This is a genomic window from Burkholderia sp. F1, from assembly GCF_050813845.1.
Taxonomy (GTDB): Bacteria; Pseudomonadota; Gammaproteobacteria; order Burkholderiales; family Burkholderiaceae; genus Burkholderia; species Burkholderia ubonensis.
Genome location: NZ_CP172421.1, coordinates 1686738 through 1698845 on the forward strand (window position 1 = coordinate 1686738; position 12108 = coordinate 1698845).

The 12108-nt window shown below is 68.3% G+C and carries 11 protein-coding genes; 6 read left to right on the top strand and 5 right to left on the bottom strand.

Annotated features, from left to right (window positions below; all coding sequences use genetic code 11):
- Nucleotides 1-8 precede the first annotated feature (8 nt).
- Both ACFIMZ_RS08115 and ACFIMZ_RS08120 read left to right on the top strand, forming a co-directional pair.
- Complete coding sequence (locus ACFIMZ_RS08115; RefSeq protein WP_431822164.1) at nt 9-1400, top strand: sigma 54-interacting transcriptional regulator; 1392 nt, start codon at nt 9-11, stop codon at nt 1398-1400.
- A 55-nt stretch (nt 1401-1455) separates the two neighbouring features.
- On the top strand, nt 1456-2169 hold the full coding sequence (locus ACFIMZ_RS08120) for a DUF2968 domain-containing protein (protein ID WP_431822165.1): 714 nt from the start codon (nt 1456-1458) through the stop codon (nt 2167-2169).
- A 104-nt stretch (nt 2170-2273) separates the two neighbouring features.
- Here ACFIMZ_RS08120 and hfq read toward each other — a convergent pair whose 3' ends face one another.
- Nucleotides 2274-2852 (bottom strand): RNA chaperone Hfq, encoded by a 579-nt coding sequence (gene hfq, locus ACFIMZ_RS08125; RefSeq protein ID WP_431822450.1) that lies wholly within the window; start codon nt 2850-2852, stop codon nt 2274-2276.
- Nucleotides 2853-3147: 295 nt separating this feature from the next.
- On the opposite strand from hfq, the gene ACFIMZ_RS08130 reads away from it, so the two are divergent.
- Nucleotides 3148-3426, top strand: coding sequence for a hypothetical protein (locus ACFIMZ_RS08130; protein ID WP_431822166.1), 279 nt, complete (start codon nt 3148-3150; stop codon nt 3424-3426).
- Nucleotides 3427-3448: 22 nt separating this feature from the next.
- On the opposite strand, the gene ACFIMZ_RS08135 is transcribed toward ACFIMZ_RS08130, so the two are convergent.
- The 4 genes from ACFIMZ_RS08135 to ACFIMZ_RS08150 form a co-directional block, all read right to left on the bottom strand.
- Entirely contained in the window at nt 3449-4381 is a 933-nt protein-coding gene (locus tag ACFIMZ_RS08135) for a DUF1571 domain-containing protein (protein ID WP_431822167.1), read from the bottom strand.
- Nucleotides 4382-4409: 28 nt separating this feature from the next.
- Complete coding sequence (locus tag ACFIMZ_RS08140; RefSeq protein WP_431822168.1) at nt 4410-6164, bottom strand: AMP-binding protein; 1755 nt, start codon at nt 6162-6164, stop codon at nt 4410-4412.
- Between the two features lie 86 nt (nt 6165-6250).
- Nucleotides 6251-7063, bottom strand: a complete 813-nt coding sequence (locus ACFIMZ_RS08145) for a TetR/AcrR family transcriptional regulator (RefSeq protein ID WP_431822169.1) — start codon at nt 7061-7063, stop codon at nt 6251-6253.
- A 215-nt stretch (nt 7064-7278) separates the two neighbouring features.
- Complete coding sequence (locus ACFIMZ_RS08150) at nt 7279-8499, bottom strand: MFS transporter (RefSeq protein ID WP_431822170.1); 1221 nt, start codon at nt 8497-8499, stop codon at nt 7279-7281.
- Nucleotides 8500-8744: 245 nt separating this feature from the next.
- Here ACFIMZ_RS08150 and ACFIMZ_RS08155 point away from each other — a divergent pair, with 245 nt between their 5' ends.
- The 3 genes from ACFIMZ_RS08155 to ACFIMZ_RS08165 all read left to right on the top strand — a co-directional run bounded on the left by ACFIMZ_RS08155 (nt 8745) and on the right by ACFIMZ_RS08165 (nt 11776).
- A complete protein-coding gene (locus ACFIMZ_RS08155; protein WP_431822171.1) occupies nt 8745-9287 on the top strand; it encodes a GNAT family N-acetyltransferase in 543 nt (180 codons plus the stop codon).
- A gap of 124 nt (nt 9288-9411) precedes the next feature.
- Nucleotides 9412-10038 carry a ParB-like protein gene (locus ACFIMZ_RS08160; RefSeq protein ID WP_431822172.1) on the top strand — a complete coding sequence of 209 codons (627 nt, stop codon included), beginning with the start codon at nt 9412-9414 and terminating at the stop codon, nt 10036-10038.
- 10 nt (nt 10039-10048) lie between these two features.
- Complete coding sequence (locus tag ACFIMZ_RS08165) at nt 10049-11776, top strand: SulP family inorganic anion transporter (RefSeq protein ID WP_431822173.1); 1728 nt, start codon at nt 10049-10051, stop codon at nt 11774-11776.
- Nucleotides 11777-12108 lie beyond the last annotated feature (332 nt).

Below are 12108 nucleotides of genomic sequence, written 5' to 3' on the forward strand. Positions count from 1 at the left end.
TCCGAAGAATGAGAACCACGCCCGCAATCGAAGAGCTCGACCTGTACGTCTGGGAAGGCAAGGCGGACATCGTCGACCGCGTCGCCCGGTGCATGGCGAGCTTCGACGTCGAAGTGATCCGCGCCGACAACGCGGAACTCTCGCCCGAGCGCGCCGCGCTGCGCCCGTCGCTGGCGATCATCAGCGTGACGATGATCGAAACCGGCGCCGCGTTCCTGCGCGACTGGCAGGCCAACATCGGCATGCCGGTCGTCTGGGTCGGCGCCGCGCGCGACCACGACGCGTCGCAGTATCCGCCCGAGTATTCGCACATCCTGCCGCTCGATTTCACCTGCGCGGAACTGCGCGGGATGGTCGGCAAGCTCGTCACGCAGCTGCGCGCGCACGCCGCGGAGACGCTGCAGCCGTCCGAGCTCGTTGCCCACTCGGAATCGATGCAGGCGCTGCTGCGCGAAGTCGACACGTTCGCGGACTGCGACACCAACGTGCTGCTGCACGGCGAAACCGGCGTCGGCAAGGAGCGCATTGCGCAACTGCTGCACGAGAAGCACTCGCGCTACCGGCTCGGCGAATTCGTGCCGGTCAACTGCGGCGCGATTCCGGACGGCCTGTTCGAGTCGCTGTTCTTCGGGCACGCGAAAGGCTCGTTCACCGGCGCGGTTGTTGCGCATAAAGGCTATTTCGAGCAGGCCGCGGGCGGCACGCTGTTCCTCGACGAGGTCGGCGACCTGCCGCTCTACCAGCAGGTCAAGCTGCTGCGCGTGCTCGAGGACGGCGCGGTGCTGCGCGTCGGCGCGACGTCGCCGGTCAAGGTCGATTTCCGCCTCGTTGCCGCGAGCAACAAGAAGCTGCCGCAGCTCGTCAAGGAGGGGCTGTTCCGCGCCGACCTGTATTACCGGCTCGCGGTGATCGAACTGAGCATCCCGTCGCTCGAGGAGCGGGGCGCGGTCGACAAGATCGCGCTGTTCAAGTCGTTCGTCGCGCAGGTGGTCGGCGGCGAGAAGCTCGCGCAGCTGCCCGACCTGCCGTATTGGCTTGCGGACGCCGTCGCCGACAGCTATTTCCCCGGCAACGTGCGCGAACTGCGCAATCTCGCCGAGCGCGTCGGCGTGACGGTGCGGCAGACCGGCGGCTGGGACGCCGCGCGGCTGCAGCGCCTGGTCGCGCATGCGCGCAGCGCCGCGCAGCCGGTGCCGGCGGAGAGCGCGGCCGAGGTGTTCGTCGATCGCAGCAAGTGGGACATGAGCGAGCGCAGCCGCGTGATCGCCGCGCTCGACGCGAACGGCTGGCGCCGCCAGGACACCGCGCAGCAGCTCGGCATCAGCCGCAAGGTGCTGTGGGAAAAAATGCGCAAATACCAGATCTTCGACGAGGAGCCCGAGACCCGCGATAGTGAGTAAATAATGAGATAATGCGCCGCAGAATTACAACGACTTGGAGCGGGAATAACATTTCATGAGCCAGATGACGGGGTTGGGGTTGGGAAGGGCGTGCGTGCTGCTCGCGCTGCTCGGAGGCATGCAGGGCGCATACGCGCAAGGGTTGGCCGGCACCGCGAGCCCGGCCGAGCAGCCGGTGCAGCCGGCGTCGGCGCCGGCCGCCGCGATTCCGGCGCTCGACGCGCAGGCGCAAACGCCGATCCAGGCCGGCGACACGACCGGTCCGAGCACGGTGGACGAGCTGCAGCGCCAGATCCAGGCGCACACGCTCACGGAGATGCGCACGAACTACAACGGCAGCTACGGCGCGAGCCTGCTGTTCAACGTGAAGGACGGCGCGTATTTCATCGCGCTGTTCCAGCAGAAGGCGTTCTGGCGCGTGATCAAGACCTACAACGAGGTGCGGGCGGAGGCGATCTACCGCGATTTCTCGCGCCAGGCCGGGCATCTGGCCGTCAACGAACTGCGCGCGGCGAAGCTCGAATCGCAGAAGGCGCAGACGGATCGCCAGATCGAAGTCGCGCAGGAGCGGGCGCGGCGTCTGCAGGCGGACCTGTCGATTGCGCGCGAGCAGCAGGCGGCCGTCACGGATCGTCAGAAGACGGTGCGCAGCGAGACCGCCGCGCTGCAGGCGCAACAGGCCGAACTGCAGGCGCAATTGCGCGCGCTGCAGCAGCAGGTGCGATCGTTGCAGCGTGAGGCAGACGCCGGCTTGCCGCGCGTGCGCTGAGCGTAGTGGTGTGCGGCATGCGACGACATGCCGCGGCGGCGCGACGAAGAAAAAAGGGCAAACCCGCGGGTTTGCCCTTTTGCCTTATTGGCCGTTACTGCCCGTTACTGGCCGTCCGGCACGATCCGGCGGCGGCGGGTGACGATCACCGGCCCGTTATTGCCGCGCGATTCCGACGGCGCGGAGGAGGCGGGCGAGTCGCCGGCGTCGCGCGGGGCGCCGTAGTTTTCACGCGGCTCGCGCGGCGCGCCGTAGCTTTCACGCGGCTCGCGCGGTGCGCCGTAGCCTTCACGCGGTTCGCGCGACCCGTAGTCGCCACGCGGTTCGCGCGAACCGTAGCCGTCGCCGCGCGATTCGCGGGAGCCGCCGTGCGAGCCGTACGGGCTGTGCCCGCCGCCTTCACGGCCGCCGGGACGCCCGCCGCCGCCGCCCGTGCGCGGGCCGCGCGGGCCGCCGCCGCCCGGACGCGAACCGCCGGTGTCGAGCTGGATGGTGGAAATCGCACGCTTGTAGATGCCCTGCAAACCCACGGGGGTGCGCAGCATCACCAGGTACTGGTCGAACGACTCGATGCATCCCGTCAGGCGAATGCCGTTGACGAGATAGATTTCGACGCGCTTACGTTCCTTGCGCGCGGAATTGATGAAGTCGTTTTGCGGATGGGATTCTGCGGGATTGGCCATTGAGATGCGGCAGGAGCCTGCGTCAGAAGTATGTTGTGCGTGTGTGTGTGGCGTGGAATCCACAAGGTATTTTGCGGGATTCTACCCTGTTCGATCCCGATGCGCGCGCTCACGATTGTGTCGAACCGTAACCCACTATAGACGGTTCCGGGCGTTTCCGCGATTCGGCCAAACGGCCCATGCCGTTTTGTTACGTCGAGTTACGACTCTCGCAGCGCCGTTGCACCTGACCGCGCGCCGCTCCACTACAGTCTTCGCGCACGCCGGGCGAGCCGGCATCTTGGAGGTCCAGAACATGAACAAGAGGCGAGTGGCAGGGTGGGTAGGGGGCATCGCGCTGCTGGCGTCCGGCAGCGCGATGGCGGGTCACGTCGATATCGGGATCGGCATCGGCGTGCCGGTCGCGCCGGTCTATGTCGAGCCGGCGCCGGTCTATGTCGCGCCGCAGCCGGCGGTGGTCGCGTATCCGGGCTACGGGTACGGCTACGACGGCGATGACGACGACGACCGCTACCGCAAGTGGCGCAAGCACTACTACAAGCACTGGCACAAGCACCACGACGACGACGATTGAGCGCCGCACGCGCCGGCGCGCGTCAGAACGCGTAAGCCGGATTCTTCGGATCAAACGCGGCTTCGTCGAACGACATCGGCGCGATCTTCTCGATGACGATCCGCTCGAAGAGCCGCCCGTCGTTGTCATAGGATTCGACGGTCCGGAACCACGGTTCGTGCAGGTCGAGCCCCAGCACTTCCTTCTTCGCATAGAACTGCGGCCGGCCGGTCGGCGTCTCGTAGGTCAGCGCGACGACGCGCACGCCGCCGACCGTCTTCGCTTCCACATGGGTCGGGCGCTCCACGCCGGCTTCCTGGTACATCTTCCCTTCGCTCAGGTACAGGTTCGCGATGAACTCGGTGCCGAGATCCTTCACCTCGTGATTCGACTGCGCACGCGCGAGCGCGCCGTCGAGCGCCGTCCACATCGGCACCTTGCCGAGCAGGCCGCCGAGGTGGCCGTACATCTCGTCCTTGCGCCGCGTCGTGTCGTAGATGATTTCCTGGCCGGCATGCGCGCCGTCCGGCAGCCATTTCGCGTAGACCTTCAGCGGGTCGCGCGTCGTCTTGACGATCATGCGATCGGGCGTGTCCGACCATCTCCCGCCGATGCGCTCCTGGCGAACCATCGTGAACTGATACGACGGATAGCCGTTCGGACCGTTGCGGATGTACTCGGGCACCGCGAGCGGATCGAGCGCGGTGAACAACGCGGCGAGCGTCGCGTCGTCGAGTTTCGCGAGCGTGCCTTGCTGCGCGGCGGTCCGCAGCCAGCGCGCCTGCCGGGCGGCGGGCTCGCGGGTCACTTTCGCGAGGTCGGCGGGCAGTGCGGCCGCATCGTGCGCCGCGCCTTCCGCGCCGGTGGCTTGCTGCGCGCGCACGCCGGGCTGCGCGAGCGCCAGCGCGCCGGCGAGCGCAGCGGCGGCCGCGTGCCGGCCAAGCCGCTTCGCGTGCCGCTGGATTCCTTCGTTCATCGACTGGGCCTCCCGGAGCGATATGGTTTCAGCCTTGCTTGCCGGCCTTGAGCTTCGCGAGTTCCTCGTCGCGCAGCGCGCGGCGCAGGATCTTGCCGACGTTGGTCTGCGGCAGCGCATCGCGGAACTCGACGAGCTTCGGCATCTTGTAGCCGGTCAGGTTCTTGCGGCAGTGCGCGAGCACGTCGTCGGCGGTCAGCGCCGGGTCGCGCCGGACGACGAACACCTTGATCCGCTCGCCGTGCACTTCGTCAGGAATGCCGATCGCGGCGGCCTCGCTGATGCCCGGGTGCATCACCAGCACTTCCTCGATCTCGTTCGGATACACGTTGAAGCCCGACACGAGGATCATGTCCTTCTTGCGGTCGATCAGGCGCACGAAGCCGCGCTCGTCCATCACGCCGATGTCGCCGGTGCCGAGCCAGCCGTCGGCGTCGATCACCTTCGCGGTTTCCTCGGGGCGCTGCCAGTAGCCGCGCATCACCTGCGGGCCGTGCACGCACAGCTCGCCCGGCTCGCCGATGCCGGCCCAGGTGCCGTCCTCGCGCCGCAGGCGCACGACGGTCGACGGCGCGGGCAGGCCGATCGAGCCGCTGAATGCAGCCATGTCCTGCAGGTTCACCGGGTTCATTGTGACGATCGGCGAGCATTCGGTGAGCCCGTAGCCCTCGATGACCGGCCGCCCCGTCACCTGCTGGAAGCGTTCCGCGACCGCGCGCTGCATCGCCATGCCGCCCGCCATCGCGAGCTTGAGCTTCGAGAAGTCGCGATTGCGGAATTCCTCGTTGTCGAGGAACGCGTTGTACAGCGTGTTGATGCCGGTGATCCCCGTGAAGGTCTCGTGACGGATGATCTTCATCACCATCTTCGTGTCGCGCGGGTTCGCGATCAGGATGTTGCGCCCGCCGAGGCCCATGAAGATGAACGCGTTCACGGTCAGCGAATAGATGTGATAAAGCGGCAGCGGCGTGAGCACCGTCTCGATGTCGCCCGTCACCTGATCGGCGATCCACGCCTTCGCCTGCAGCAGGTTCGCGATCAGGTTGCCGTGCGTGAGCATCGCGCCCTTCGCGACGCCCGTCGTGCCGCCCGTGTACTGCAGGAACGCGAGATCGTCGCGCGTCAGCGGCACGGGCTGCGGCTTGCCGCGCGCGCCGAGCGCGAGCGCCGCGCGCAGCCTCACGGCCTGCGGCAGGCGGTAGGCCGGGACGAGCTTCTTCACGTGCTTCAGCACGAAGTTGATGAGCCGGCCCTTCAGGTTGAGGCCGTCGCCGAGCAGGTCGCCGAGCGCGGTGACGACCACGTTCTTCACCTGCGTTTGCGGCAGCGCATCCTGCAGCGTGCGCGCGAAGTTCTCGAACACGACGATCGTCTGCGCACCGCTGTCCTTCAGCTGATGCGCGAGCTCGCGCACCGTGTACAGCGGATTGACGTTGACGACGATCGCGCCGGCCTTCAGCGTGCCGAACAGCGCGACCGGGTACTGGAACGTGTTCGGCAGCATGATCGCGACGCGGTCGCCGGGCTTCACGCCGAGGCCCTGCAGATACGACGCGAATGCCGCGACCTTCCGCGCGAGCGCGCCATAAGTCATCGACGCGCCGGCGCTCACGTATGCGACGCGGTCGGTGAACTGCGTCGTGCATTCGTCGAAGAACTGCACGAGCGACGCGTACCGCGTGACGTCGATCTCGTGCGGGACGCCGGGCGGATACGACGCGTACCAGATGCCGTCGGTGTTCGGCGGCGTCTGCGTGGCGGCCGGCGCTGCGGGAGAGGGCATGGGGGGCTCCTGAATCTTGATGTCGAGGGTAAGGCAGACGGCGTGCGGCACGGCTGCGAGCCGCACGCCGCGCGCCGCGTACGCCGTCAGGTTGCGTGATGCAGCGTCGTGTCGTCGGCCGGCGTGTCGGCCGGCGCGACCGGCGACACCGGCATGAGGTCGTTCGCGCCCGCGTCGTCGAGCACTGCCGCGAAGATCGCGAGTTGCGCGCTGTCGGGCATCGGCGCCTTCAGCGCGGCGACGATCAGCGACGACAAACGCGCGATCATCTGCACGTCGTTCATCTTGCGGCCTTGCGAGAACTCGTCTATCAGGCTCTCGGTCTCGGCGCCCGCGAGCGCGCCGGACAGCGCACCGATCGCGAAGTGCAGCCGCCAGCCGAGCTCCGCGCGCGGCAGGTTCGGCAGCGCGCGCTGGAACGCGTCGAAGAAGCGGACCGCGACGCTCGCATAGTGCGCGGTCAGGAAGTTGCGCACGAACGGCGACGGGTCGGTGTACGCGCGGCCGATCAGCCGCAGGAACGCGCGGCCGCCGCGCTCCGGATCGCGCGATGCCTTCAGCGCGGGGATGAACATCGCGCCGAGCACGTGCTCGCACGTGACGTGCGTGCCGAGCTGCGCATCGAAGTGATCGAGGATGCGCAGCCGCTCCTGGTTGAGCTGATCGAGCCGCCGCGACAGCATCGCGTGGATCAGCGCTTCCTTGCTGCCGAAGTGATAGTTGACCGCCGCGAGATTGACTGCCGCGCGCGACGTGATCTGCCGCATCGACATCGCCTCGAAGCCGTGCTCGACGAACAGATCCTCGGCCGCATCGAGGATGCGCGCCTTCGTTCCGCCGGTTTGCCGGTTGCCGGACGGCCGCCCCGCGGACGGCCGTCCCACCTGACCCGCTGCCATGTTCCGCCTCCCATGCCGATCGCGCGGACGCGAACCGGCGATTCGAATTTGTAATTCAAACAAGCGTTTTTATTAAGATAAAAAGGCGTGGGCCGCGGGGGCAAGCGCTGAATCTGGACAGAAACCTCTAGATCGATGTGCGGGTGCGGAAAGATTGTCGCGCGGCCTCCGCAGGCCGGGCCGCACGGCATGGTGCGTCGCGGCATCCTGCTCGCTCAGCCGACGGCGCTACGCGTATTGACGGATTGCGTCATGTCGACGCCCCGTCGTTCCGGGCTGAACATGATCAGGACTGCGATCACGATCGCGACGGTGCCGCACACGAGCGCGAGCGCGAAGCTGTAGTTGTTGCCGTGCGCGACCGCGACCGACGCCTGCATCGTCGCGTTGCCGGACGCGAGCAGGTTGCCGAGCTGGTACACGAAGCCGGGGAACGTCGCGCGGATTTCGTCGGGAGAAATCTCGTTCAGGTGGACCGGAATGATGCCCCATGCGCCCTGGACCGAGATCTGCATCAGGAACGCGCCGGCGGCGAGCGCGAGCGGGCCGCTCGAGTAGGCCCACAGCGGCAGCACCGGCAGCGCGATCAGCGCGGCGACGAGGATCGAGCGGCGGCGGCCGAATTTCTCGGAGGCCGCGCCGAAGGTCAGCCCGCCGACGATCGCGCCGATGTTCAGCACGATCGTGATCCACGACACGGTGTGCGGATCGAAATGGTGCTGCTCGCGCAGGAAGGTCGGATACAGGTCCTGCGTGCCGTGCGAGAAGAAGTTGAACGCGGTCATCAGCACGACCGCGTAGATCGCGAGCTTCCAGTTCTGCTGCAGCGTGGTCGAAAGACGCGGGCGAGGGCGCTTCTCCATCTGCTTCCAGGCCGGCGATTCGGGCACGCTCGTGCGTACGTACAGCACGAGCAGCGCCGGCAGCACGCCGACCATGAACATCCCGCGCCAGCCGATGTATTGGTAGAGCGTGCCGAACACGACGGACGCGAGCAGATAGCCGCTCGGGTAGCCGGCCTGCAGCAGCCCCGACACCGCGCCGCGCGCATGGGTGGGCACGGTCTCCATCGTCAGCGCGGACCCGACGCCCCATTCGCCGCCCATCGCGACGCCGAACAGCGCGCGCATCACGAGCAGCGCTGCCAGGCTCGGCGCGAAGCCGGACGCGAGCTCGAGCAGCGAGTAGCACGCGATGTTGATCATCAGCGTCGGGCGGCGGCCGTAGCGGTCGGCGAGCCGGCCGAAGATCAGCGCGCCGAGCGGGCGCATCGCGAGCGTCAGCGTCAGTGCGAACGCAACGGCGGGGATGGTCGAATTGAACTCGGCCGCGATGTCCTTCAGCACGAAGACCATCAGGAAGAAATCGAATGCATCGAGCGTCCAGCCGAGATAGGCGGCGATCGTGACGTTGCGTTGCTCGCGGGTCCAGCTCATGGCGGACGTCTCCTGGTTGGCGTGCGCCGTGCGGATTCGCGTGCATGCGCCGCCCGGCCGGCGCGCTGCGCGGGGGCATCCATCGAGTGTAGGTCGCCGCGTCGCGCGACGCGGCCGAATCGGGAATAATCCCTACGAAATGGTCTGTTTCCGGCTGCGCAATGCCAGCGCGCGACGTTGCGGAATGGCCGCCGTAGTGTTTTCGTAATTCGCCGGCGCGCGCCTGCGCCGGCCCAGGAGTCCCGATGCCCAGATGTCCCGCTGCTGCGCTGCCCGCGCTCGAAACCGCCCGCCTGTGGCTGCGCCCGCGCGTGCTTGCGGATCTCGACGCGTGCATCGCGATGGACCGCGATCCCGAGGTCACGCGCCACATCGCCGGGCCGTGGCACGACCCGGTCGAGCACCGCCGCTTCGTCGAGTACCGGATCACGCGCGACTATCCGCCGGGGCTCGGCTACTGGTCGATCTTCGAGAAGGCCGTGCCGGATGCGTTCGTCGGCTGGGTGCTGCTGATTCCCGACTACGCGGGCGGCGCGCGCGACGTGGAGATCGGCTGGCGGCTCGTGCGCAAGGCGTGGGGGCGCGGCATCGCGAGCGAAGCCGCGGCGGCCCTCGTGCGCCACGCGTTCGACGCGGTGCGCCTGCCGCGCGTGATCGCCGACATCGCGGCGGACAACGCCGGCTCGCTGAACGTCGCGCGCAAGCTCGGCATGCGCCGCGTCGGCGTCGTGCAGGACGGCATCCCGTACATGCGCTACCGGCTCGAGCGCGACGACCTGCGCACGTAGCGGCCGCGCATGCGCGCGGAGTTGTCAGGGATCGTCAAGCGCGCGCAGGCGAGGGATGCGCGGTATTAACGCCGCGCAGGATCAGGAGTATCGTTGGCGGAATTTGTCCACAGAGGGCACGATCATGACACTCGGCCGCGATGTTCATCTCATTCCCGTCAAGCTCGACGCGCTGCGCCCGACCCAGATGACGGTCGGCTATCGCGAGGTGAAAGCGAAGCGCAAGCACTGGAAGACGCTCGGCAAGCGCGAACGCAAGGCGGCGATCGATTCGCACTGGTTTCCTGCGGTCATCGGCCCCGACGGCCGGCATTTCATCACCGATCACCATCATCTCGGCCTCGCGCTGATCGAGGAAGGCGAGACGACCGTGAAGGCGATGCTGCTGAAGGACCTGTCGTGGCTCGACGAGACGATCTTCTGGCGGATAATGGAGCACAACCAGTGGGTGCACCCGTTCGGCGCGGACGGCGCGCGCCGCGATTATGCGGATCTGCCGAAGGTGCTCACGGGGCTCGAGGACGATCCGTACCGCAGCCTCGCGGGCGAGCTGCGCACCGCGGGCGGCTATGCGAAGGACGCGACGCCGTTCAGCGAATTCCTGTGGGCCGACTACCTGCGGCTGCACGTGACGCCCGATCAGATTCTCAAGAATTTCGACAAGGCGCTCGGCGCCGCGCTGAAGCGCGCGCACGAGCAGGACGCGCGCTACCTGCCCGGCTGGTCGGGCGTCATCGTCACGAAAACCTGACCGCCAAGCGATGCCTACCGCCCGCACGCCGCAAGTCCATCCCGACGCCGGCCCGCAGCACGCCGACCATTTCGCCGCGCTCGGCGAGGCGCCGCCGCCACGCGCGCAGCGCATCGGCCGCGACGCGCTGGCCGGCGTGTCGATCGCGGGGCTGCTGATTCCCGAGGCGGTGGCCTACGCAGGGCTCGCGAACCTGCCGCCGCAGGCCGGCCTGATCGCGCTGCTGTCGGGGCTCGTCGTCTACGCGCTGACGGGCAGCAGCCGCTTCGCGATCGTGTCGTCGACGTCGTCGTCGGCCGCCGTGCTCGCGGCGACCGTGTTCGCCGAATCGAGCATGGGGCTCGCCGCGCAGCTCGCGCTCGCGGCCGCGCTCGTCGCGATGACGGGCCTGCTGTTCATCCTCGCGGGCGCGCTGCGGCTCGGCGGCATGTCGGATTTCATCGCGCGACCCGTGCTGCGCGGCTTCACGTTCGGGCTCGCGCTCACGATCGTCGTCAAGCAGCTGCCGAAGATCCTCGCGGTCAAGGTGCAGCACAGCGACGCGCCGCGCGTCGCGTTCGACCTGATCGTGGGCGCCGCGCACGCGAACCTCGCGAGCGTCGCGCTCGGCGGCGGCGCGCTCGCGCTGCTGTTCCTGCTCGGGCGCCGCTCGCGCGTGCCGGCGACGCTGGTCGTGATCGTGCTGTCGATCGCGGCCGGCTATGTGGTCGACTGGCAGCGCTACGGGATCGCGATCGTCGGGCACATCGACTTCCAGCACGTCGCGTTCGGGCTGCCGGATCTCGATCGCAACGCATGGCTGCAGACCGCCGAGCTCGGGTTCGCGCTGATGCTGATCCTCTACGCGGAATCGTACGGCTCGATCCGCAATTTCGCGCTGAAGCACGGCGACGCGGTGTCGCCGAACCGCGACCTCGTCGCGCTCGGCTGCGCGAATCTCGTGTCGGGGCTGCTGCACGGGATGCCGGTCGGCGCCGGCTATTCGGCGACCTCCGCGAACGAGGCGGCGGGCGCGCAGTCGCGCTTCGCCGGGCTGTGGGCGGCCGGCGTGATTGCGCTGATCGTGTGGCTGCTGCTGCCGCAGCTGTCGCGCACGCCCGAGCCGGTGCTCGCGGCGATCGTGATCTTCGCGGTCAGCCATTCGCTGCATCCGTCGGTGTTCCGGCCGTACTGGACCTGGCATCGCGACCGGCTCGTCGTGATCGCCGCGCTGCTCGCGGTGCTGGTGCTCGGCGTGCTGCACGGGCTGCTCGCCGCGATCGGCGTGAGCCTGCTGCTGACGCTGCGCAAGCTGTCGGAGCCGAACGTGAGCGTGCTCGGCCGGCTGCGCGACAGCCACGACTTCGTCGACGTGTCGATCCACGAGGACGCGAAGCCGGTGCCCGGCGTGCTGATCGCGCGACCGGAGGCGCAACTGTTCTTCGCGAATGCGGACCGGATGCTGAACCGCGTGCGCGCGCTCATGAAAGCGGCGCCGGATACGCACACGGTGCTGTTGAGCCTCGAGGAGACGCCCGACGTCGACGGCACGACGATCGAGTCGCTGCGCACGTTCGCCGCGGAATGTGCGGCGCGCGGTCAGCGCTTCGCGATGGTGCGCCTCAAGCTGCATGCGCTGCACGCGCTGCACCGCGCGGCGGACGATACGCTGCGCGCCGACGCGATGTCCGAGCTGAGCGTCGACGAGAGCCTGCAGCAGCTGCAGGCGTCGGGCCGCACGGCGACGGCTGGCGCCTGAAGGGGGCAGCGCGCTTCAAGCACGTCGAGCACGTCGAAGCGATACGCGATCTCGAGCGGCCGCGCCGGATCGAGCGTGACAGCGGTCGCCACGCCGCGCGCGTTGATCGGGTTCGGCGCGAGCGATGCCGCGCAACCCAGCTCGAACGCGCTCGCAACCGGCTCGACGCCGACGCAGAGATTGCGCCCGTTCCATGGCGCATGGGTCCTGCCGCGATTGCTGATCCACAGCAGCAGCGACGGCAGCACGGCGGCATCCCAGGTCAGGCGGCAGGCCGTGCCGGCCATCTCGTCGTGCAGCGTCACGCCGCCGTCGATCCCGCACAGCTGCAC